Source organism: Mesorhizobium sp. M8A.F.Ca.ET.218.01.1.1, from assembly GCF_004791165.1.
In the GTDB taxonomy this organism is placed as follows: domain Bacteria; phylum Pseudomonadota; class Alphaproteobacteria; order Rhizobiales; family Rhizobiaceae; genus Mesorhizobium.
This window is the reverse complement of sequence record NZ_SRUZ01000002.1, coordinates 408,832-433,062: the sequence shown is the minus strand read 5'-3', so window position 1 is coordinate 433,062 and position 24,231 is coordinate 408,832. Positions and strand designations below refer to the sequence as shown.

The 24,231-nt window shown below is 58.5% G+C and carries 13 protein-coding genes and 3 pseudogenes; 3 read left to right on the top strand and 13 right to left on the bottom strand.

What is annotated here, in order from left to right; all coding sequences use genetic code 11:
* Nucleotides 1–743: 743 nt before the first annotated feature.
* From EN861_RS08490 to EN861_RS08460, 7 genes and pseudogenes are all read right to left on the bottom strand, one after another.
* Nucleotides 744–2,219, bottom strand: a complete 1,476-nt coding sequence (locus EN861_RS08490) for an NAD-dependent succinate-semialdehyde dehydrogenase (RefSeq protein WP_135863523.1) — start codon at nucleotides 2,217–2,219, stop codon at nucleotides 744–746.
* 405 nt (nucleotides 2,220–2,624) lie between these two features.
* Nucleotides 2,625–3,350, bottom strand: a pseudogene (locus tag EN861_RS36730) (pitrilysin family protein); the annotation flags it as partial.
* Nucleotides 3,351–3,899: 549 nt separating this feature from the next.
* Nucleotides 3,900–5,204 (bottom strand): annotated as a pseudogene (locus EN861_RS08480) (pitrilysin family protein); the annotation flags it as partial.
* A gap of 1,950 nt (nucleotides 5,205–7,154) precedes the next feature.
* Nucleotides 7,155–8,483, bottom strand: coding sequence for a HAMP domain-containing sensor histidine kinase (locus EN861_RS08475; protein WP_024505390.1), 1,329 nt, complete (start codon nucleotides 8,481–8,483; stop codon nucleotides 7,155–7,157).
* Complete coding sequence (locus tag EN861_RS08470; RefSeq protein ID WP_126097376.1) at nucleotides 8,480–9,139, bottom strand: response regulator transcription factor; 660 nt, start codon at nucleotides 9,137–9,139, stop codon at nucleotides 8,480–8,482. Before EN861_RS08470 ends, EN861_RS08475 begins: the two co-directional genes overlap by 4 nt.
* A 619-nt stretch (nucleotides 9,140–9,758) precedes the next feature.
* Nucleotides 9,759–10,193: pseudogene (locus tag EN861_RS08465) on the bottom strand (helix-turn-helix domain-containing protein); the annotation flags it as partial.
* Between the two features lie 244 nt (nucleotides 10,194–10,437).
* Nucleotides 10,438–10,896 carry a response regulator transcription factor gene (locus EN861_RS08460; protein ID WP_245458615.1) on the bottom strand — a complete coding sequence of 153 codons (459 nt, stop codon included), beginning with the start codon at nucleotides 10,894–10,896 and terminating at the stop codon, nucleotides 10,438–10,440.
* Nucleotides 10,897–11,650: 754 nt separating this feature from the next.
* Here EN861_RS08460 and EN861_RS08455 point away from each other — a divergent pair.
* Together EN861_RS08455 and EN861_RS08450 are read left to right on the top strand one after the other, a co-directional pair.
* Entirely contained in the window at nucleotides 11,651–12,772 is a 1,122-nt protein-coding gene (locus EN861_RS08455) for a DUF418 domain-containing protein (protein WP_126097377.1), read from the top strand.
* A gap of 1,542 nt (nucleotides 12,773–14,314) precedes the next feature.
* Entirely contained in the window at nucleotides 14,315–14,527 is a 213-nt protein-coding gene (locus EN861_RS08450) for a cold-shock protein (RefSeq protein WP_127249593.1), read from the top strand.
* A 228-nt stretch (nucleotides 14,528–14,755) separates the two neighbouring features.
* On the opposite strand, the gene EN861_RS08445 is transcribed toward EN861_RS08450, so the two are convergent.
* The 6 genes from EN861_RS08445 to EN861_RS35330 form a co-directional block, all read right to left on the bottom strand.
* Nucleotides 14,756–15,226 (bottom strand): MucR family transcriptional regulator, encoded by a 471-nt coding sequence (locus tag EN861_RS08445; RefSeq protein WP_127249594.1) that lies wholly within the window; start codon nucleotides 15,224–15,226, stop codon nucleotides 14,756–14,758.
* 894 nt (nucleotides 15,227–16,120) lie between these two features.
* Nucleotides 16,121–16,663, bottom strand: a complete 543-nt coding sequence (locus EN861_RS08440) for a tetratricopeptide repeat protein (protein ID WP_245458616.1) — start codon at nucleotides 16,661–16,663, stop codon at nucleotides 16,121–16,123.
* A 53-nt stretch (nucleotides 16,664–16,716) separates the two neighbouring features.
* Complete coding sequence (gene sctV, locus EN861_RS08435; RefSeq protein WP_063169272.1) at nucleotides 16,717–18,780, bottom strand: type III secretion system export apparatus subunit SctV; 2,064 nt, start codon at nucleotides 18,778–18,780, stop codon at nucleotides 16,717–16,719.
* Between the two features lie 232 nt (nucleotides 18,781–19,012).
* Complete coding sequence (locus tag EN861_RS08430; RefSeq protein WP_127249595.1) at nucleotides 19,013–19,903, bottom strand: hypothetical protein; 891 nt, start codon at nucleotides 19,901–19,903, stop codon at nucleotides 19,013–19,015.
* 116 nt (nucleotides 19,904–20,019) lie between these two features.
* Nucleotides 20,020–20,262: a nodulation protein NopA gene (locus EN861_RS36110; RefSeq protein WP_224570034.1), complete on the bottom strand. Its 243-nt coding sequence runs from the start codon at nucleotides 20,260–20,262 to the stop codon at nucleotides 20,020–20,022.
* A 72-nt stretch (nucleotides 20,263–20,334) separates the two neighbouring features.
* Nucleotides 20,335–20,664, bottom strand: coding sequence for a hypothetical protein (locus tag EN861_RS35330; protein WP_091595908.1), 330 nt, complete (start codon nucleotides 20,662–20,664; stop codon nucleotides 20,335–20,337).
* A gap of 1,351 nt (nucleotides 20,665–22,015) precedes the next feature.
* Between EN861_RS35330 and EN861_RS08415 the strand changes: the two genes are divergently transcribed.
* The gene (locus EN861_RS08415; protein ID WP_245512010.1) at nucleotides 22,016–24,130 is read left to right on the top strand and encodes a hypothetical protein; all 2,115 of its coding nucleotides are present in this window, start codon (nucleotides 22,016–22,018) and stop codon (nucleotides 24,128–24,130) included.
* The last annotated feature ends 101 nt before the right edge of the window (nucleotides 24,131–24,231 follow it).

Genomic DNA, 24,231 nt, shown 5'->3' with positions numbered 1-24,231 from the left:
CGCAGCTGTACCCGTCACCAACAGTTCGCCCGCCGACAGGACTGCATGGCGCCTTGCAAGTGCGCTCTGGTCTAGCTTGTCGATGCCGAAAATGAGATGGGCGAGGGTGCCAAGGCGGTGGTTCATTAGGGCCGGCCTCGACCTGGACGCACATCATTGGTCGGAAAGCGGCGTGCACCGCAATGTCGCCATAGCAGCCAAGATCCTTTGAGTCCGGACCTGCAGTCCTGTTGGACCGGCGGGTGCAACAATATGGAGGGATTTGAGGCCTCACACCGTTCCCTGGTCGACAGCTCGGTCAGACATAGCACCCACCGCTTGATTATGGAAATGGTGTGCCTGGAGTGCAGCGAGTAGCGGCTTGCTGCGCACTGTCCTAAGAATAGCAGTCATGACCCGTCTGGGGTTCTGCAACACGACGATTCAACCGCTTGGGCATTGTCGCATATCCCACAATGTAGAATGCGCAACAGGGCAAAAGCTGATCCATCGGCGGTTTATCAATGCTTTTTGGCTTGGCACGGCACATGCAACGCAATCGGCAAAAGGCGCACGAACTGAGTGGCCCATCGGCCCTAGGAGCGCTGATTTATGCCCTCCCAAGGCATGTCCGGCCCGGCAGCGAGCTCAGTCTCCTGCCGGGCATCCGTGTTTCAGGTCAACGGCGTTTGGAACTTCCAATTAGGTGGCGGCATTGACCGCAGGCCGCCCCCCGGTGGGGCGGAGAGACAGTGCAGCAGGTTTCAAATCCCGCCCATGCAAAGATATTTCATTTCCAGATAGTCCTCGAGGCCATGACGGGAACCCTCCCGCCCGATGCCGGATTGTTTGATCCCGCCAAACGGTGCCGCCTCCGAGGACATGCGTCCCGTGTTGATGCCAACCATGCCATATTCCAGAGCCTCTGCCACACGCCAGACCCGCTTCAGGTTTGAGGCATAGAAGTATGCGGCGAGGCCGTAGATCGTGTCATTGGCCTCGCGCACGACCTGATCCGCATCGTTGAAGCGAATGATCGGCGCGAGCGGCCCGAATGTCTCCTCTTGCGCGACTGCCATGACGCTGGAAATCTCGGTGAGGACCGTGGGTTCGAAAAACGTGCCATTCTTGCCGATACGCTGGCCCCCGCATCGTATTGTGCCGCCTTTCGCAATGGCATCTGCGATGTGAGACTCGATCTTGGCCAGAGCATGCTTGTCGATGAGCGGTCCGATGTCCACTCCGGCATCGAATCCGTCGCCAACCGACAAGTGCCGGATTCTTTCCACGAATTTCTTGACGAACTCATCGTGAACGCTCGATTGGACGTAAATGCGGTTCGCGGAAACGCAGGTCTGGCCGGCATTGCGGAACTTCGCCTGGACCGCACCGTCAACAGCACCGTCAATGTCGGCATCATCGAAGATGATGAAAGGTGCGTTGCCGCCGAGCTCAAGGCTAACCTTCTTGATCTGGTCAGAGCACTGACGCATCAGCAGCCGCCCGACCTCGGTCGAACCGGTGAAGCTGATCTTGCGGATCTTGGAATTGGTGCAGAGTTCACGGCCGACGCGATCACCTTCGGACGCATAGATCAGGTTGACCACGCCATCGGGAAAGCCGGCCTGATGGGCAAGGGCGAACATTGCGCCAGCCACGAGCGGCGTCTGTTCAGCGGGCTTGAGCACGATCGTGCAGCCCGCAGCCAAGGCCGGCGAGATCTTGCGCGCCACCATGGAGGCCGGGAAATTCCATGGCGTGATCGTGCCAACAACGCCGATGGGCTGCTTGATCACTAGCATTCGGCGGTCTGTCGAGGGTGCCGAGATCGTCTCGCCATAGACGCGATTGGCCTCCTCGGCATACCATTGCAGATACGCCGCCGCATGCGATACCTCTGACACGGCTTCGGCAAGCGGCTTGCCCATTTCCGCGGTCAGAATCGCGGCGAGATCGCCTGCATGGTCGATGATCAGCTGATGCCATCGCCAAAGAACGTCGCTACGCTCTCGGGCAGTCAACGCGGCCCATCCCGACTGCGCAACATAGGCCTTGTCTACCGCAGCACGTGTCTCCTCCACGCCCATATCGGGAAGCTCTGCCAAAACTTCGCCGGTCGACGGATTGACGACCTCGAACGTCTTATTGCCAACCGGTCTGCCGAGTGCCGGCAGGCGGTCGATGGCTCCAAACAGGTGCGGGGATTTCAGACGGCGGATCATCGGCAGGCACAGGGGCAATACCGGATTCCTCCTCAACGCAGCGAACATCCAGGTCGACAGGCCGTCGGTGTGTATTCTGCACCAGCGGGTTCGTCCTAGGGCCTCGGCAAAGCAGTTGGTAGACCAAACATACGACAACAGTTCCGTTAGTTTGAGTGCCCGCGGTTCATCAGTTGATGGATTGAGCAGCCGGATGTTTGCTTCATCCACCCGCTGCCTGCTGGTGGCGTGCGAGTGTATTCTGCAAAAGGCGGCATGCATGCTGAGGAGCGCCTTTTCGGCGAGAGGCCCCTGGACCGCCAATGCCGCGCAAGGCCCGCGAAACGACTCCGCGGGTCTGCATGATCTGCTTGGCCCACCGGCCTCCATATTCGCTCTTCCCACGAGAAGCCCCAAGGAAGAAGGAAGGCGAGATGAGTTTCTTTACTCATCCTTGCCGCCCAGCGGCGGGCCGACCACCAAAATGGCGGGCTCGGCCGAAAGCAGCTTCTTGGCCGCCGCCTTGACCTGTTTGAGCGTCACCCGACCGATGCTGCGGGCGCGACGCTGGTTGTAGTCGACGTCGGCATTTTGAATCTGCAAATCCAGGAGCCGGTCTGCAATCGAGCTGGTCGAGCCCAGACGGTCAATGGCATAGGTGCCGATCAGGTGCTTCTTCGCCGCCTTGAGCTCGGCCCCGGTCGGTCCTTGCTGCGCCATCTGCTTTACCACCTCTCGCACGATGCTCAGCGTTTGGGCGGCGCAATCCGAGCGTGTCTCTGTCGTAACCAGAAGCTTGTCAAGGGTCAGTTCAGAGCTGACGTGATAGGCAAGGCCGCGTTTTTGGCGTACCTCCTCGTAAAGGCGGGAAGTCAAGTATGAGCCGCCAAGGATGTCGTTCATCAGCACGGCGGCGTAGAAATTCGGCGCGCTACGCTTCACGCCAGGCCAGGCCAACGTTAGCGAAGTCTGCGGCAGGTCGTAGTTCTCCTCCACCAGTTGACCGAGTTTCGGCGCGACATCGTAGACGGGGACGAGGGTTTGTTGCTCAGGCAAATCACCAAACAGCTGGTCAAGCCTTTCCCTCAACGTGTTCGCGTCAATGTCACCCACCACGGCAATATGGAGCCCGTCGCGAGCGAAAATGGCCTGGTGGAAGGCGAGGAGGTCGGACGGCGTGATGCCGGCGAGGCTCTCTTTTGTGCCTTCTCCCGGCCTTGAACAAGGATGCGCGCCGTAGATCGCGCGCAGCCATTTGCGCTGAGCGATTGCGCCAGGGTCTCGCTCGCTGCCGACGATGCCGGAGACAATCTCGGCGCGGACGCGATCGATCGGCCCCTGGTCGAAGCGCGGCGCGTTCAGCGCGAGCCGAAGCAGGCCGAACGCGGCGTCCTGCTTTTTGGAAAGCATGCACACCGATCCGTAGATGTCGTCGCTTTGCGCGTCCAAACTCATTTCGGCGCCGGCATCGTCGAGCTTCACCTGGAAGGCATCGCTGTCGTAATGGCCAGCGCCTTCGATGAACAGGCCGGCCATCAGTTTGGCCATCCCCTCCTTCCCGACCGGGTCCTGCGTGGTGCCGCCGTTGAAGGCAAAGCCGATGTTGACGATTTCCACTGTGTGGTCCTCCACCAGCCAGGCGATGATGCCCTTTTCGGACTTCACCTCCTGGATGTTCATCGCAGCATGGGGCTGAGCGCCGAGCGTCATCTCTTGATTCTCCGTCTTGGGCAAGAGATAGCCCGTGGTCGAACGGTCGAACGCGAGATAGCGGGCGGCAACTGCTTTGATTTGCGCGGCGGTAACCCTGCGGATGCGAGACGGCCGTTCCTCGACATCTTTCACGGTGCCGCCGGTGGCCAGCGTCGAGCCGTAGATGCAGGCGAGGTCGTCCTGGTCGTCTTCGGCAAAGATCATATCGCGCACAAAGCGCTCCTTGGCCTTGCCCAGTTCCTCGCTGCTGACACCATCCTTGGCAATGCGAGCGACTTCGGCAGCGGCCGCCGCTTCGAGATCGGCCAGCTTGGCATCGCCGCGCGGCGCGCCATAGATGGCGAACCTGGTGTCGTCGAGCATGGTGCCCTGGAAATAGGCGCAGGCGCTGGAAGCGATACCTTGCTGGACAGCGAGCGCCTGGTAAAGCCGGCTGCGGTTACCGCCGCCGAGGATTTCGGACAGCAGGTCGAGCGCTTCGGCCTCGCCCGGCTTGGCGGTATGGTAAGACGGCACCACCCACTGCGTCGAAAAACTGGGCACGCTGACGCGGGCGTCGGAGAGCGTGACGGTGCGCCTGGTGTTCTGCTCGGGCTCAACCGGCCGGATGCGCGGCGGCAGGTCGGGCCCGCGCGCCACCTTGCCATAGGTCTTCTCGGCCAGCACCTTCACCGTTTCCGGCTCGACATCGCCGGCCACGATCAGCACGGAGTTGTTGGGCCAGTAGTATTTTTCATAGAAGGCGGTGGCGTCGACGCGGTTCAGCTGCTCGATCTCCTGCATCCAGCCGATGATCGGGATGCGATAGGGCTGGTTCTGCCACAGCGTCGCGTCGATCTCCTCATGGAGCACGTCCTGCGGGTTGGTGTCGGTGCTTGAGCGGCGCTCCTCGATGACCACGTCGCGCTCGGTCTTGACGACATCGTCGGTGAGGATGAGGTTTCGCATTCGGTCGGCCTCGAAGCTCATCATCAGCTCGAGCGCCGACGGCGCCACTGTCTGATAGAAGGCGGTGTAGTCGGAGGAGGTGAAGGCGTTGTTGGAGCCGCCGATCTCGAACACTGCGCGGTCGAATTCGCCGCCCGCATGGTTGGTCGTCGCCTTGAACATCAGATGCTCGAAGAAATGGGCGATGCCGGATTTGCCCGGCGGCTCGTCGGCGCTGCCGATCTTGTACCACACCATGTGGGTGACGATCGGCGCCCGGTGGTTGGGAATGACGACCACCTCCATGCCGTTGTCGAGCACGAAATCCCTCGCCTTGCCGTCCTCCCATGCGACGGGGATCGGAGCCGGCCCCGCGCCGACCAACTCGGACGCAACGGACGTCCTGCGAAGCCCATGAGTGCGGGGCTTGCTTGGTAGTTCTGGTAGGGAGAGTGGGGTTATGGGCTGCGTTCCTGGCAAAGTGATCTGTTCCTCATTTTGAAGGATCTATGTCTCCCGAACGCCTATTGGGAGAAAGTGGATCGGCACGCGACGCCGAGCCACATGAGCCGTCAGCGTGTTGCTGGGCCTGACGCGAGCCTCATCTTTGGATGCGTCCGGGAAACTTTCGGCATGGTGAGGCCATGGGAAGTCTGCTCGTTATCCATTGGGTGTTTGCGGATACCTGAGCATGCCCCGTGCCAAGTAAGAAAGCCCCGATTCGCAAGGTTTGATCCAACCTTGATACTTGCGATATCCGACATTGTCGGGCATCCGACAGAAAGCGCCTTTCGCCGGCGCGCCGGCTATGACGCTCGCCTCCTCCGGCGTGACGACGATCCTTTGGCGGGCGCCGCGCACACCGATCTGCCCGCCTATCAGCACCGCGACATCGAAGGACAGCGCGATCGTGACTGGATGGGTCTTACGCAAACATGCAGCAGTGCCACCGCGATCAGGACTTCATCCGCCCCACAAAGACCCGAGCGCGAGGGACGACGTGTAAGGCAACATGTCATCCTCGATAATGATGCCGCGCATAAAGAGGTAAGGTCCCTCGTCGTACCGGCGAGCCCCTTCGCTGGGTCTCGCGAGGGTCTGGTTTGCGAACGTCGACCGACAGCATCACGGCATGGGCGGCCCCATCGGTAGGCAAGCATTGACCGTGCCATCAGCGTTGAGGCAGCGCAGAGCCCAATTTCCCGGTGCCAGCCGGTACGTTGGAGCTTCAACTGTGGCCAGCCAAGCGGGCCGAGGCCGTGAAACTCCTGATACCCTGGACCGTCCGGATTGCAACGCACGACGCCTTGGTCTCGCGCCAACGTCCATTGACGCTCAGCGAAGCATCATGCGGACGAGCTGGGAAAGCTTGGCCGGGCCGGCGCCTTCCCAGGCGCACGGGACGCGCGACGACCCATGTGGACCTTGGATTTCACTACGCACTTACGCTGCTTTGGCCTTGTCAGCAGCCTGAGCATAAAGCGTGCTCAGCTTTCAGGGCGAGCCTCTTTCATGTTGATAGCATCTGTCGTCATTCAGGATCGCCCCATTTTCGCATGCCGCTTGCAGCTTTCAGACTGTTGTCAGCCAGGGCCGCCATAAAGGGTCTCGTTTAACGCATTCGGGAGGCTTCATGACTCGACCACATTAATTTCGGGCGGTTCGCCGGCGCTCCGAATGGCACTTAACACCAGATCCTCTCCAAACCCGTGATGATCCAAGAGGAAAACGAAAAATCCCTAAATCAGAAAAAAGCACCGATACGGTCGGCTCCAGGCTGATGAAATTGCGGTCTCACTGGCCACGCACGATACTTGCGATGGCGATGGCCATTGCAAAGGCCGGTCAAGCACCCAAGACGCTGACAAGCACGCCTCCGACCAAAGCTCGATCGTTGGCAGCCTTTCTAGCCGTATACTTGGGGCATTTTGGGCCGGCGATCCGGACGCCGATTAAAACCTGCCGGTCGTCTAAATGGAATGGTTGGTCCGGGTCCTTACTGGACCTGCGCCAACCCGATCGGGCCGGCGCACAGGGGCACCCAGACAATTGGACACGTCGCCTTTGCGCGGCGGCTTGCACTTTCTCGGATGGCCTCTTTTCTCCCCGGGCGAAATCGAGCGAGCGGTGAGGCGGAGCCTTCGATTTTGCCGATCATGTCGTGTCGCTTCGATCGAACTGCTCAGACGATGATAGCGGCATTGATTGCCGCGGCCGAAATGCGTTGTGTGAAGTACGATTTCTACGCCGTATACATACTGCCGTACAGTTCGCCATGTCAGCAGCCTTGCCAGCAATCCGCCCTGTGTCCAAATGTCGTCGAATTCACCGGTGTCATTGAGGAATTCGTATGATCGCCTCGAAACCATCATTGCGACCGCGGGCGGGCGACGCAAGCTCTAGACTGCCACCGATCCGCTGGATAACCATGTTAGCGATATGTAGACCAAGGCCTGAGCCCGCAGCAGGAGTAGCACCACGACTAAATCGCTTTGTAAGCCCTTCGAGGTCGGGGAGGGGCACCACCGGTCCGGCGTTTGCAATAGCGATGGTTCCATCAGTTTGGACGGAAACTGTTGTCGGAACAGTGGGCAGTCCATGTATCAGCGCATTCTCGATCAGGTTACGAAGGAGGATCCCAAACGCATCGACATCCACTTTGCGCATCAAAGTGGGGCAGCCGTCGACGTTAAGATGCAGGCGTCCGGCATATTGCGGCTTTTTCCTCAGGTCGTCGATTTCCAGCCGAACCGATCGGACAAGATCGATCGCGTGATCCGCCATGCCAACCCCCGATTCGGCTTGAGCGAGCTGAAGCACTTTTTCGACAAGGCGGCCAAGGCTCGACAGCGCTTGCTCGATGCCGCGCGCACGCATTTTGGCCGACCCATTGGGAAGCTCGGCCACTAATCTCTGCATCTGAGCGATTGAACCTGCGATCGGCGTGCGCAGTTCATGCGCACTGTTTGCGGCGAACTCGCGTTCGGCCTCGAGAGCCGCCCGCAGACGATCGAGAAGCCGATTGACGGATGCCGCGATTGGAGCCAACTCTGCCGGGAAATCGCCCAAGTCCATTGGTGACAGATTGCCGCCGTCGCGCGATCCGATCTGCTGTCGCAGTACCTCGATTGGCCGCAGCGAGCGCCGGATCACGATCCACCAAACAGCTAAGCTAAAGGGCAGGAGCACGAGTGTCGGAAGGAAGACAAAAAGTGCGCCCTTCGCGATTGTGGTACGGCGGCCATGAAGCGGTTCGGCCAACTGATGATACACGCCGTCTTGGATCTCCTCTGTGTAGACGCGGTAATCAGCGTTTCCCCAAAAGCCGTTACTCAGGGGAGCATCAGGGAAGGGCTGCTGACCCTCTTCCGGTTCAGAAATAAGCACTATCCCGTACTTATTAATAACCTGCTCACGATAGGTAAAGTACTTTTCGTAAGTGGGAAAGTTGTTATTGTATTGATCAACGTGTTTTCCATTCAAGACCTTGATCAGCTCTGGTTGTCTGTACTTTGCGCTCCCCTGGAGCAAGTCATCCGAACTTTCGTTTACATTATTGCAAAAAATGAACGCAGCCATGGTTGGGGCGGCGATCCAAACCAGGAGCGTTGCCCCGCCTAACCACGATAGCAGCTTTCTCGTCATGCTGTTCGAGTTCGTCATGTGACCACGAGCCTGTATCCGGAGCCACGCACGGTTGCTATTCTATCCCCGCCGATCTTCTTGCGGAGCCGGCTGACATAAACCTCCACTGTGTTGCTCTCGAACTCCGAATTGAATGAATAAAGCGCGTGCTCGATCCTCCCCTTTGAAACGACCGAACCGGGCTGGCGTAGAAGGCAGTCGAGCACCGCCCATTCGCGTCCAGACAGGTGGACCTCCTGCCCGTCGCGGAAGAGGCGTCGCTCGGCTGCCTGTATGGAAAGCGTCCCAACCGAAAATTGCGGCTCCGGAAAATGCCCTTGGCGACGTGCCACTGCACGGATGCGTGCCGAGAGTTCCCCCAGATCGAACGGCTTGACCAAATAGTCGTCGGCGCCAGCGTTGAGCCCCTCGATGCGATGCGAAATCCGATCGCGGGCTGTCAGAATGATGACCGGCGTTGTATCAAGCCCCTTGATCAGCTCCCGCAGATAGTCGATGCCATTGCCGTCCGGCAGGTGAACGTCGAGCAAAATAACGTCGTAGCCGGCCACAGCTGCATGACCGCGCGCTCCGGACAGGCCCTCGGCCCAGTCGACCGCGTGGCCACCAGCCACCAAATGATCGTGCACAGCACTTCTAAGGTCGTCGTCGTCTTCAATGAGCAGTATTCGCATCAGGCTGCCGAGCTCCGGTATGAGGGCAAGGCTCCTGCCTTATTGATCGAAGCTGACAGTAGGCTGAACCGGCGCCAGCGAATATCTGGGGGCTTTCAGGCTGCTGTCAGCTACAATTGCAAGAAAGGGGTCGTTAACAAAGCCAAACGAAGAGCCCCTATGAAACCCCTCCTGATCTCGGCACTTTTGCTCAATGTGACCACCGGCGGCTGTACACTGGTTGGCGGGCAATTCGACGTGGCGGTCAACGAATGGCAGCCGCGCCACGCGTCAATGTCCAGGCTTGAAACTGACAGGTGTCTTAAATACGAGGGCACCGTAGCGGGTGCCTCCAGTTATCGAACAGTGCCTAGCAGGTCAGAAGTGCACTTTGACCATAGGGGTCGTCCGTATTTTCGGCGCTCGCGAACAGAGTCGACGGTCAATCGATGCGCCACTGCCAGAGTCTGGAACGGTCAAGTGTTTGTTATCCCCCGTCCGGGCCATATTCTCTGCCGAGGACCAAGAAGGCCCTATTTTCGGTGCCCACGAACAGAGCCAACGGTCAATCGATGCGCCACTGCCAGGGTCTGGAACGGTCAAGTGTTTGTGATCCCCTGTCCCGGCCGTGTTCTCTGCCGAACTCGCCCTTGTAGTCGGCACACCAAAGATCGTTAGGGCGACAGCCGTTTGAAAGTGGTGTCCCCGTCGCCCTGTTGCGCCTGCGCTTGCGGCGCTCGACCATGCCGTGGCGGTCGAGCACGGCATGCACGGTCGAGATCGCGGGCCGGTGCACATCCGGATACAGCCGGGCCAGCCGCTCGCGTATCTTCGGCGCACCCCATGTCGGCTTGTCTTGCTTGAGGCGCACAATCAGCTTCTCGATTTGAAACGGAAGCTGATTGGCGTGGCGATAGGGCCGCCGCGATCGGTCCGTCAGCCCCTCCAGGCCGCTGTCGTTGTAGCGCGTGAGGATCTTGTAGCCGGTCTTGCGCGAGATATCGAACTCCCGGCAAAGCACCGCCATCTTCTCGCCGTCCAGCAGCCGGGCGACGAACTTCAGCCGCTCTTCCATGACGTTACACTCCTTCCAAGGCACCTTGCTCTCCTTGCAAAGGGCCGAAAGTTTAACCCATCTATCCGGAATGAACTGTCACCCATCTCTCGGGAAGGGCAGTCATGGCCAAGGCAACTGGAAGCCGAATTTTCTTTTAGAGTATGAATCAGCGCCGTCTGCCGAAAAGCGCGTCCACGATCTTCCCTTTTGAAACGACCGTGCAGGGCTGGGGCAGACGGTAGTCGAGCACCGCCCATCCGCGTCAAGTCAGGTAGACCTCCTGCCCCTCGCGGAAGAGGCGTCGCTCGGCTGCCTGTATGGAAAGCGTCCCAACCGAAAATTGCGGCTCCGGAAAATGCCCATGGCGACGTGCCACTGCATGGATACGCGCTGAGAGTTCCCCCAGATCGAACGGCTTGACCAAATAGTCGTCGGCTCCAGCGTTGAAGCCCTCGATGCGATGCGAAATCCGATCGCAGGCTGTCAGAATGATGACCGGTGCCGATTCAAGTTCCTTGATCAGCTCCCGCAGATAGTCGATCCCATTGCCGTCCGGCAGGTGAACGTCGAGCAAAATAAGGTCGTAGCCGACCACAGCTGCATAATCGCGCGCTTCGGACAGGTTCTTGGCCCAGTCGACCGCGTGGCCACCAGCCACCAAATGATCGTGCATAGCACTTCCAAGGTCCTTATCGTCTTCAGTGAGCAGTATTCGCATCATGCTTCCGAGCTCCGGTATGAGGGCAAGGCTCCCATCTTATTGGTCGAAGCTGACAATAGGCTGAACCGGCGGCAGCGAATTATTTGGGGAGCTTTCAGGCTGCTGTCAGCTACAACTTGCAAGAAAGGGGTCGTTAACAAAGCCAAACGAAGAGCCCCTATGAAACCCGTCCTGACCTCGGCACTTTTGCTCAATGTGACCCCCGGCGGCTGCATCAGCAAATTGATTTGGGAAACAGGCGCGCCGGTTCTAATGACCGACGCAGGCCGAGGTCTGGAACAGCTGGACCAGCGAACGGCGTCTTCGGTTTTTCAGGCAACAGCCACATGGAAGAATATGATTGGCTCGACCATGCGCCGAGCTTTGTCGAACGGATTGGTCGCGGGCGCACCACCACAGATTATGGCAGGTTTACGCCCTGGCCTTGACACCCGGGGTGATCGTCACCGGCGGAGCCGCGGCGTACTGATCGGATATCCAACGTCGCTGAGTCTCTCGTCGGTGCAGTGGATCTCTCGGCTTAGCCATCATGCAAAAAACGACGGTTCCGCGACACCACTTTTCAGGTCCGTGACACAGGCTTTGTGAGCCGATCTGTTGTTCTTACCCCAGGCTAATGGCTGAACAGCTCTGTCGCCGGCTCGATGCGCCAGATGGCGCGATGTTTTGAACCCTTTCACGAGGCGACGGCAGCAGCCGACCGGCTCTCCTATCGCGGCTCCCGCGATCCACACACCCAACAAGGGAATCTACCATGGTAATGAAGGCACCGGTTGCCGACGCTAGGAATGGGTCGGTAGTAGATCGGCTGGTCGGCATCGACCTCGCTCGGGGCCTGGCTGTCTTCGGGATGTATGCCGCCCATCTCGGTCCCGACCCCGGCGAAGGAGGACTAGTCGGGTTTCTGATGGAACTAACCCATGGGCGGCCGTCGGCCCTGTTTGCCGTATTGGCCGGTTTTTCAATCCTCCTGATTACAGGTCGCAAGGCGCCGAAGTCGGGGATAGCCGGTAGACAGGCCATCGCCAGAGTCGCAATTCGTGCCCTTGTTTTGCTCGCGCTTGGCTCAATCCTGGGCTGCCTCGGTACCCAGGTCGAAGTCATCCTAGAATACTACGGAATTTGCTTCTTGTTGGTATTGCCGCTCCATCGGCTCAGCGCATATCAGCTGGGCTTGATCGCTGCCGCTACGGCATTAGTTCTCCCGCAAGTCCGTTCCTCCCTTCTGTCGGTTGCCCCCAACCTCCTCGACCCGGTCTTCAACCTCATGGTCAACGGCTACTATCCCGCGGTGACCTGGGTTCCTTTCCTCATCGCTGGCATGGCCATCGCGCGCCTTAATCTTAATACGCTAGCAGCGCATTGGCGCCTTGGTCTGGCGGGGGTCGCGCTGGCCGTGTTGGGCCATGGGGGATCCTTGCTCGCGCTGAGTTCCCGCGCTTTGACTGAAACCTCCTTGTGGTGGTCTGACGTTGACGGCGCTTTTGAGCCTTCCAAGTCGTCATTTATAGTCAAGTCGTCATGGATAGCCGCACCTCATAGCGAAACGACGCTTTCGATCGTGGGCAGCACCGGTTGCGCAATGATCATCTTGGCGGCTTGCATGCTCGCTGTGGATGCGCTCCCGCGTCTGCGAAAGCTGGTCTGGCCAATAATCGCAGTCGGCTCGATGTCTTTGACGGCCTATGTGCTGCACATTGCGGGAATAGCCTATCTTATGAAGATAAACATTTTCAAAGACGAGAGCCTGTCCACGCTCTTTGGCTTCGTTGTGGTTATCAGCACTTTTGCGGTGCTTTGGCTGCGCGTCTTCCAGCGAGGACCGGTGGAAGTGCTGATGGGTAGGGTCGCAGATCTCGCGCGTCACATCCGCTGAGCACCGCCGCGCCCCGGCCTCCCGATCACATTACGGACAAGGTGGGGCTTTGTCCAAAGCTTGTTCGCGGCAGGGGAGGGTACTTCCTCCCACCCTGCCGCCTTGTTGATGGAAGCTAAAACGGTCGCGCAGGCGCTAGAGTTGCATCGGCATAATCAGCTTAAACTCGCGAAGTTAAACCCGCGGTTGGTCTATCTCGGCCCGCCTCACCTGAAAGGCTAAGGTATCCGTTTCGGTCAAGGGTTTTAGGGGCCATTTTCGCTGCGCCTTGAGGAGAGCGTTTGCTAGGATGAGGAGCTTTCGCAACAAGATGATGACCTTTGCGGGTTTGCCTGCCGCCTTTAGCGCCTGGTATTTTGCCTTGAGGTCGGGGTTGAAGCGCAGGGCGAAGGCCGGGCATGTAGAGGGCCTGGCGAACATTGGCCCGGCCGCCCCGGATGAAGGCGCGGCCGCTCCATTTTGCCGAGGCCGGCGAGGCTTGCGGCCTTTGGTTCCGAGTTCCGGCATGTCGATGGTGAGTGTGCAGGCGGTGGCATCCGATGCGCCATATGCTGGTCAGGATTTCGCGGCGCTGGACAGCGTCGGGATCGGCTTTCATGAGGGTAAGCATCGTCTGATCGATATCGCTGAGTTCACGTGGATCTGCTTCCAGCCACTCGTTGTTGTGGCGCCTGAGCAAGGCAAGCGGTCAAGGTCTGGCTCTGGTGCTGGCTGCGGTGCGATCCCCGCACGGGCCAGGTGCCGATCGTGTCGACGATCCACCTCGCCGCGGCCAGAGAGCTGCTACTCTCTTCCGCTGTTCATTCTGGCCTCTTCGCAATGAATGTCATAAAATCACCTGTCGCAATTAATGGTTTTTGATTTGGCTCCAACAGCTGGCAGATATCGCCGAGAGTTCCGCAGAGAGCGTCGAAAGTTTTGGCCGCCTTCTTCCGCAGCCGCGCCTTGAGTTTTGAGCAGACCTGTCTTGATCGGGTTGAGATCGGGCGAGCATGGCGGCAGGATCAGGAGCCAGTGCCCCTTTGGCCAACCAGTGGGCGGCGCGTACCTTGCCGACAATCTGGGGTTCCGAACCCGACAGTTGGTTTTCAACCCGACAGTGGCCCGCCTCAGAGCAGGCTACCGCCCTTCGGAGCAGGCAGAAGCTAATCGAGGTTCGCGGGTTCCGGTTTGAATGTGCAGGTCGCTGCGCGCCTGATCTTTCGGTCTGGCGGCACATGACAAAAACCCTCATTTTGGCCGACGATACCCGGTCAGGAGCGGGTATCGCAGTCGAGAAGCGACCCGAGCACGTCCACAAGATGTGCCGAGTTTGCAAGGTGTGTCATTGTTTCTGTCAACGTTCGAGCGACAGGGCACGACGAAACGTCTGGCATACGCCTCGTCTGGCACGCGCCTCGCATATGTTGCAGTTGCTGCTGGAGATCAGGCGATCGAGTGGGCCTTGCAATTTTCCGATTTTGATGCGCCTAAAGTCTCGTGTACAAATCAGGCTGGCGTGAATGGCCTGCCTAAGTTGCGACTTATTACAAAGGAATGGATATGGCGACTGGAACGGTGAAGTGGTTCAACAGCACGAAGGGTTTTGGTTTTATTCAGCCTGACAACGGCGGTCAGGATGTCTTTGTCCACATTTCCGCTGTTGAACGAGCGGGCCTGTCGACCCTTAATGAGGGCCAGAAGATCAACTACGAGGTGGAACAGGATCGCCGCACGGGAAAGTCCTCTGCAGGCAGCCTCAGCAAGGTTGGCTAACGGTCCGGGAAAGCCTTGGCAAGGTTCGTCATCGCCGGAACGCATTGACGGCTCGAAACCCGGGCCGGAGCATGCAAGTTAATGCCGCGGCAGGGATTGCTGGAGCCATCATGAATTACTCTGGAAATGAGGCTCTTGGACGGGAAAGGCGGGGCTCATCCCCGCCCTTTGATTCCGCGCAGATTGGGCCAACGGCTGCTGCGCGTCCGAACGACTGTTAATACGGATTTAGGCTGCGACCTTCTTGCGGGTCCGTTTCGCCGGCGCCGTGGCTGGGGCTTCCGGCTCTTTCGGTTTGCGGCCGAGTCCCATGGTCTTGGCCAAGGCGGAGCGCGCAGCGGCGTAATTCGGCGCCACCATGGGATAATCCGACGGCAGACCCCATTTGGCGCGATATTCGTCTGGGGTCAGACCATAGTGCGTCGCCAGATGGCGCTTTAGCGATTTGAATTTCTTGCCGTCTTCAAGGCTAATGATGTAGTCCGGTTCGATCGACTTTTTGATCGGGACAGCAGGTTTTTTTAAAGGCACAGGCTCTTCTGCCGGTATGAGTCCAGCCGTGCCGTTTAGAGCCCCGTGCACTTGGGCGATCAGGGCAGGAAGCTCCCCCGCCGGGACGGGGTTGTTGGAGACGTAGGCTGATACAACATCGGCAGTGAGCTCGATGAGGATGTCGGTCTTGTGGGGTTCTTCTGTCATAAACTTCTCCGGGCAGCTTGAAACACAGTTGGGCGAAGTGTCGCTTCATAGTGGCGGTTGCCGCTGAAAGCAAATGGATCGACGGGTGCGCTGCTCCTCCACCATTGAAGTCTCGGCGACGCATCCCGTCATCGTCCATCGCTAAAGGCAGCGTATTGAATTATGGGAGCGGTCGCGCCCGCCCCACCATAGCGATACAGCAAGACAATCAAAAAAGCCGGTCTTTGCTTGGCCCCAAATCTTTTCTCCTTTCGTGAACGCTGAGCTGCCAAGCTGCTACAGTTCACCTCGCGGGGCAACCGTGCACAACACAGGAGTCGCCCGAGCGATACATTCTTCACTTGCCGCTTATCAGCGCTGGTGATTGCACTTTGCAGCCTGCCTCCGGACCCGCAGCGCTCACGCTGTTGGTTTTGCGCCTGCAGGCGTCGGAAGTCGGATCGCCGCAGCTAATTTCCTCAGGCGGACGAATTCAACAAATCGATTGTTTGGATCGAAGGCATCCACACCATCGATGCCTCTAGAATATGATCCAGCTACAATCACCGTGCTGTAATGGCCGGGACGGCCAGCACAAGCGCGACACGATCCGGCGGGTCCATCGCTGCGTTACGTATTCATGGCTACTGCATCGGGCGCTCGGTCGACCGCCTTAAGCCAGGTCGCCGCATTGCGAGACGGTGACCGGCGAGGGAGAGGGCGCTCTGGCAACGAAGCGAGGCGGGTGGCCTTGCGGGTGGCCGCGTGATGTCATCCGGCTCTCCTGCCGATCTCTGCCGGCCAGATCTGGAGCAACTGTTTTGCATAGATATGGCTCTCTTCAGGGGGCCATCTATGATGGGAGCCGAGCGCGTGTTCGAGCCGGGGAACAGGCTGCGCATGCACTGTGCCCACCTATTGCGATCGTGCTAACCTTGGTTGTTCGGACTTGCCGTTAAAGGCAAGCGACAGATTGAAGTTATGCTGCACCATCTCATTGCCTGGCTCGTTTTCGAGAGCTCGCCGATACAGGGCCTGTGCCGCGTCATGCCGCCCCTCAATGTCCAAAATCACGCCCTTCGCATTCAATGCACGTACGTTTCCTGGGGCTGCAACCAAGACGCTGTCGAGCACCTCAACCGCTTCGTGCGGGCGCTTCTGGCCCACCAAGGCATTTGTAAGTCGTATCGCCGCATCAACATTGTCCGGGTGCTGCTTCACCTCATCCCGCAAAGCCCGCTCTTGAACATCCTGACCAACTTCGCGCAAAATGCGTTCGCGCATAGCCGGATCGATTTGATCGGCGCTGAGCAACTCGGGGGAAGATGTCTCCTGCACGGAAAGAGCCGGCTTTTGCCAGCTGGCGCAACCGCCCAAAGGCAGAATGGCGAGTACGGCAAAAAGAAGTGAGTTCCGGCGCAGAAACATAGGCGATGGAGAAACTGTATTACTATTCATGTTATCTCTCAGTTATCGGGGAGGCGCGTGGCGTTCAGTTAGGAAAGGTGGGACTACTCTAACAATCCGCTGTTCGATCCGTGCGGGAGTGTGACGGATCCTGCGGGGCGAATTGTAAAGTCGGAGGCGAGGTCTTGATACGACAGCACGGCGAGATCAACCCCGTTTCGCGTCAGAAAGCCGCGGACGAAACGTCGGACATCCATCGACGTCAACAGAATAGGGCGGGTTTGACCCGGTTCTGCGTTCGAAAGGACCTGACGTATCTGTGATAGCATCGCTTCGCTTTGCCGATCCTCCAGTGCGAGATAGGGGCCTGCATCCGAATCTCGAACCGCGCCACGCATCACATCCTCGCTCTCGCGCTCGACGACCAGGGCGGACACGATGCCCTCCGTGTTGGCATGGCGGTGGCAGATCTGTCGCTTCAAACCAGAACGGACATATTCCGTCAGCAGGGCAACGTTTTGCTCACGCTCGCTCCATTCGGCCAATGCCTCCAACACGAGACGGGTGTGGCGGATTGGGATACCTTCCTCCAGGAGGCGGCGCAGAACATCGGCAATCCGAGGAATCGGCGTCGTGCGTAGCACCTCTTTCACAAGCTCAGAATATTCCTGCTCCATTCGGCCCAGGAAATGTCGGGTCTCTTGGATGCCCACCAATCGCGGTGCGTAGCGGGTCAACGCTGCATGGACGCGCAAGGCGAGGAGTTCGCCGGGAGCCCTATGCTCCGTGCCGGCGCCCGTAAGGGCCTTTGCAGGGGTATGTTCAACCGGGAGTCTGTCCGTTTTCGGCTCACGTCTAAGGGGGACACCGCTCGAGTCGACGTGCGCTACATCGGCTCGGAGCGCCATCTGGTTTGGATCTAAGGCGTCCTGTTCGACTGGCACGCCCTCGACATCAATTCGGAATTGCGATTCAGGCAGCTGCTCGTCAACCAAGACAGGGATGCGAGGAACGATAATGCCCAGATCGGCTGTGACCAGGAGCGAAACGCGCCCAATATGTTTTTGCAATTCGGCTTGATCGACCGCCTGCATAAGATCTGGCGCTAGAAAAAATGCGATCGGGAATTCCTTCGCAGGCGCGGCTTGCTTAGGCTCCGCTGCAGTTCCACCTTTCGCATCGGCAGTGCCGGCGCCCAGCACATCAGCCTTGACAATGCTTACCGCAGCGAACACTGCGGCCAGCATCAGAAAGACGGGGAGGGGAAACCCAGGAACGAACCCCATTACAACCAGGACGCCGGCCGCCAGTCGCAAGGCTCGAGTGCTGGCCGTGAGCTGACTGACCATTTCTGTACCGAGGTTGATCCTCGCCGTCCCAGTCACACGGGTGACGATGGTCGCCGCAGTAATGGAGAGCAGAAGGGCCGGAATCTGCGATATCAATGCATCGCCTATCGTCAGCAGAGTGTAGTGATGCAGTACCTCGCCGAAGGACATGCCCTTGGAGAGCAGGCCGATCGAAATTCCACCCAGCATGTTGATGCAGATAACCACCAGCCCGGCGATGGAATCGCCCTTCACAAATTTCATCGCGCCGTCCATCGCGCCATATAGTTGGCTTTCCTTCTCCAATTCGGCGCGCCGCCGGCGGGATTCGTTGGCATCGATGTGGCCGTTGCGTAGCTCTGCGTCGACCGCCATTTGCTTGCCCGGCAGAGCATCCAGCGTGAAACGCGCCGCCACTTCTGCCACCCGTTCGGCACCCTTCGCGAGGACCATGAATTGCACCATGGTGACGACCAGAAATATGACGAAACCCACCACGATATTGCCTGAGATGACGAAATCGCCAAAAGTATGAATAATGCTGCCGGCCTCCCCCTCGGCCAGGATCAGTCGCGTCGTTGCGACCGTGAGCGCGAGACGGAATACAGTGGAAATCAAAATAACGCCGGGCAAAGAGGAAAAATCAAGTGGAGTACTGACATACAGGGCAACCATCATCAGCAGTATGGCCAACCCCATATTGAATCCTATCAGGGCGTCGACCACCACGACCGGGATAGGCATGACCATCATCGCGACAGCCAGAAGCAGCATCAACGCAACCATTAAATCCGGGCTGGCCGGCGCACGCTTGATGAAGTCACGCAGGACGTTGGCCATCGAGACACCTTTGCAATCGGTTGAGACTTACTCTGCTGTTACGCCATGAAACGTGGCTTTCGAACTCCGAAGGCGCCTCAGCCTTGGCCAGCGCGTGACCCTGCATGAGAGCCACAAGCAGGCGCGAAATGGCTGGGCAGCAAATGTTTCCAACGCAGCCAGCTTGTCAGCACCGAGCGCGACAGGATGTTTGGCTGGCCATAGAGTGCTGCTTGATGGGGCCTGCGAGCTTTCAATATTGGAGAGCAGCAATGCGGCCATTCCTGCTCAGCAGCACACGGCTGTCCTCAATACGATCGACCACCCATCCATCAGCCAAAATGGCGCCGACAAAATACTTCTCGCTGTCGATGACAATATATGGTTGGACCCCATGCCACACAGCTTCGACCGCGATTGCGGATGGCGCCTTCTCCTCTTTGATGAGCACTCCGTTCACCAGTGTTAGAGTACCCTTGGTGCGACGATCGAACGATTGCTGAAGCTTCTGCCAGCTGATGACCGATTCAGACGTGACGGTGCCTTCGGCGGTCACAACACCCTTTGCCGACCCAATCTTGACGTCGAGAAGACCCGCTCGATCGACTTCCTCCTGCAGCTCTTGGGCCGCTGCCTCCGTAAGTTCATTGTCAGCGCGGTGACTGATCGTTCTGGACGCGACTTCAGCCCGAAGTGAATTGGGGCTCGATCCACTTGCATTGCCAAGATAGGAGATCGTGCCTGAAAGCGCGCCGATCCCGAGTGAGCTGATTATGACCATGGCGAGCACACCGATCGGTAGGCGCGGTATGCCGGTCGAACCAGGCGGCTCTGCATCCTGCACGGACAAAGCAATGGACATCTCGCCTACGAGCAGGACGACAGGAAGGGGCACAACAACGGACTGGCCTGCGGCGATATTCCGGTTGCCCTCGATACTGAGTCCGGGTGCAAGCGCCTCCAGTTCGATCGACTTGCCAAGAAGAGTTACACGAAGGTGCTGCGGTGCCAGTCCCTGCTCGACAAAGACCAAATCGGCATCGAAGCCGCTGCCGATTAAACACTTTTGAAGATCCGTCTTGCCGGTCAGACCGCAATAGTGCCCCGAACGCACTTCGAAACGGAGGGAAACGGCGTCATCCACAGAGCATCTCTCAAACAGGATAGAAGCCGCATGGCAATTGCCATGCGGCTCATTTCGGGACTACGTCGCGTCAATAAGGAGACGCGCTAGGGGCAGTCTAAAACCCGCTTCCGACATTACGAAACGCGTTCGTCGGCGGCCTTCTTGATGGTCTGGAGATTGGTCGTTAGAGTGCGCAACTGGACACTCCTTTTCGTCGCCTCCAAGCTAACATTGGTTAGTTCCTGCACTTGCGCCTGAAAAGCAGTAGCATCAGCTCCGCTTGTATTGCCGGGAGTGCCACTGTTAGTTTTATCGGTATTGCCGGCGCTACTGGTATTGGTATTGCCTGATTTTTTATTATTATCAACTGCAGCCATGATCATTCCTTTTTCTGTTGGAGTTGTGCCGTCAATAACGGCCTGTATGACCTCACGCCGGATTTTCCCGCGTCAGGCATCTTCTGTGTCATCCAAAGCTTCATCGGCCTCAGCCATCGCATCGTTCGCGAATTGGAACGCGAACGATCGCAGGATACTTTGGAAGGCTTCACTTTGTGCTGCAGACTGTGAGTTGTCTTGAAGTTGATCATTTGAAACGGTCCGGTTATCCGCCCGATCGTTCCCGCCAGCTGGCTTGCCATCATTCCCACCAGCTGGCTTGCCATCATTGCCACCAGCCGGCTTGCCATCACCAGAATGCTCGGATTTCGAATCCCCATGGCCCTTTCGGATCAAGGAAGTCCCGAGGTTGCCAACTCCACTCCCAATTGCTGCTATCATCAGGTACTCCGGCATTTGCCATTGGCGGCGACGTGTTAAAGGTTAACCTCGATCAAGCTAAGGGCGGGAGCTTTCGAGAACCTGACGGCTTTTGACAAAAACCGGCCAGCGCAAAAACGTATGCTCTGCAGGATGTTGCTCTCGCATCGAACAGTCGACCACGATCTCGGCTGTTCGGCCAATCCCGCCGTCCACGCATGCCGCGACCGAATGGCAGCCGCAGCAGCTCGTTTGCATCCTCGATGCTGTGGTGTCGAACAGGAGACACGGTCCACGTGCTGCATGACCGCAATGACCGTATTCTTGCTGGCTCCACGGGCGCACGCAACGAGCAGGAACTCGGTCTTTGCATCACCATTCTCTCGCCTGCACATCACGGCCCGGCGCGGTGAGCTCATTGGCTTCGAGAAGGTCGGCGACCGTACGAACATGGGATGGTCTGCCGGCTTTGGGAGGCCGGTGCGGATCCTCTTCTCACCATATCGAAAGCTTGAAGCGGTCGGATTTTCTTGCCCTGTTCGTGAGAACTCCCATCGTCAGCTAATCGTCAGCCAAGCGGTCTATCTAGGCCGGCCGTGCCTGACCTTCGGATCCAAAGGTCCCGTCTCGACACTTTTTGTAACTATAGATCGAAATGGTTTCCCGCGCGATACGCAACGCACACGCTTCTCTGAAGCAAATGTGTGACTTTGTCGGTGGCGAACGAGAGGAGTGACGCATCAATAAAATCGTCAGGCACGTGTCTAGGAAGGGGAGCTAGCCGAGTTGGTCTGATTTCATTCGCTGTTCCTGGAAATCGGCGGACTGAAGCGCTGATAATCTCAGGACATCGATGGCAACGTTGCGAAAGTCCTGTGAGCTCGGGCCAATCTTGGCCTGCTACTGAGAAGCACTTTGGCGGGAACATTACGCCGTCGCGGGTCTGGCTGACCGTGACGTTAACCGAAAGATGCCGCTGGTCTCGTCAGCCGCCAGCACAATAGCAGCACATTCTCGCCTACTACGGAGACGCAATATGAAGGGCATTGGCCGACCACGGAAATCGCAGGCTGAAACTGGAGCCAGCCGCGCGGGGCGGGCGAGCAGTTCCCTTTCGCAATCAAGTCTTGCTGCGGGAGAAGGTGGACAGTCATTCGATTCCGTTGTGGAGCAGATGCGCTCTGGGGACGCCGATAGGAGGCCCTCCTCCCTTCCAGTTGCGCGCGGTCCAGGCGATGCCCGCGAAAGTCTGCCAGGCGCCTCGATTGGCGAAGATCAAATCCTGAACGCACCGCCACGTGGAGCCGCTGCGCCACCACGCGGAACCGTAGCGCCACGTGGCGCAGCCGCAAGGCGGCGCGGTTCTCCCTCCATGTCTGAGGGCGAAGCCATGGCGCCGGTCGGTAGCCAACTATCAACCGCGCAGGTGGAAGGCACCAGCTCATCGTCAAATGAAGATATCAGTCCGACACAGCTCAGAATGAACAGTCTTGTTCAACAACTGACTGATTGCGAGGCTGCGGCCAGGAAAACCGACGTCCCCGAGGAGGCGGTGGAGCTGATCAGTCGGGTCGTCGATGCAGCCTCAGCAATTCTGGAGTACCGCGCTAGCCTGCCTGCGGCTGAGGCGCAGACAATTATGCCAGACGACAAGGTGCGTAGATGTTGCCAGATCGTGTGCGACGCCGCGAATGAAGTAGACAAACTTGGCCTGTCGACGATCACGAAATTGGACAAAAAGACCAAGAAAGCGGCAGGTATGGTCGATAAACTCTACTCCTACTCCCAGGCGGACCGGCAGGAGCTGTTGATTTTAAATGTGGAGAACCACCATACGGCGGCAATTAAGTGGTGGGAAAAAAAGGTATGGCGCTCCGAACGGCAGCGATCCGCCTGCGCTGCCACCGCTAGCCTATCCAGTGGAACGCCCGTGATGCGGGAAGCCGAGCGGTGCGCACTGCGGCTGCGTGCCGGCTCGGTACTGAGTGTCAGGATCTGGCTGGTCCGTGAGCGGATCGGTCTTGCGCGGGCCAAGATTGAACTGCGGGCGAGCAGGTTCGAGCCAGATTTGAAGGAACTCCTCGTCGGTCGAAATGGAGTGGTGCAGCTGATGGCAAGCGCCGGTCAAGAAGCTCTTCGCGCCCTCTCTTTGGCGAAGGGCATAATGGATGATGGCAAAGCACTCAACGCTCATGATTGCGCGGTTGTAGAAAAAATCATGGAGCGGCTTTCGGATTTTGGATTGGCGTTGCACGAGGTGCATACCAAGCTAAGCCATACCTACCCAGATGCCGGCCTCCCATTGAAACTGTTCGAACGGATCGTGGACGATGCATGGATCACTGCGCACGATGCCATGCACTTGTTGAACCTGCAGTCTCCGCCGTCAGCCATCATGGCGCCACAGGCCCAGGCGGGCGCTGCGATGCCGGCCAGGGCAGGCGCTGCGATACCGGCTGACACTGCTGGTACGGCTGCAGTGTCAGAAGGCACTACAGCGCGAAGGAAAGGGAAGTCAAAGCATAAGTCGGCAGCTCGCGCCGGGACTTCTGCCGCCGGGCAGCCATCAACACCAGTCGCTGCGAACGCCGGCACAGTGCCAGCAGCCAAGGTTCTCGCGCGCTCGGATCAAGTTGCGAGTACACAGGTGAGAGCGCAAGAGGTGGCTGCGAGTTCGTCGGGGGCAGGCTCGACAATCGGGGGCGCCGCGTTGTCAATGGAGGTATTGACGGAGCGGCTCAAACGATTGGACGAACTTTTGCAGTTCGATCTGGCCGGTCAGCAAAGCGTCGTCTCCCAAGTGCGCCAGATGAAGCCTGAGGAGGCCGGTAAGGTCGTGGACGATGTGGCCCAGTACCTGCGAGCCCAGGCCATTGAGATGCAAACCTGTCTCGCCGGGTTGCAGGGGCGTAATGTACGCCTGCTACTCACCTCCACCCAGCTACCCAAAGTGCACGAACGCACAGACCAGCTCAAAGGGTTGCTGAACATGGTGCTGGGACAGGCCAACGCATTGAATGAAGGAAAAGCCGGCATTACGACTGATTGCATGAAGACCTACGCATTTCCGGCGCAAAAATACCTGGAACATTTGTGCAATGCCGACGAATTGATGCCGCCGGAGGCACCGGTCGCGCTGCGTGGCGAGCCAGGAAAGCTGTTTGAGATGAAGCTGCAGCCCAAGATGCTGGTCAATGGTGCGATGCCGAGCCCGATGTGGGTGCACATCCACACGAGTCGCCCCGTCATGGCCAGAAACTTGGAAGGGCTGGCTGATTCCGAATTCACCGCTTGCCACGTTAAATCCAACGAACAGCGCGGCTACAATCGAGAGCGAGAGGAAGCCGATGCTAGGTCCGGTCGCGAGAAGGTCATAATTCATCGCGGCAAACTCACCCCCGCTTTCTGTAAGTCCTTGTTGACCTCGGGGCTTGGCCGCCAACCACGCCATTCGCGTGCCGAGCTCCCGTCGGCGCAGGCTGCATGACAGGGCACGTACTTTGGGGTCTAGGGCAGAATGCGGCCGGCCACGCTGTGAGTCAGCGAGCATTTCTCCTGGCCAAACCGCGAATGCCGCTGCGCGAGTTG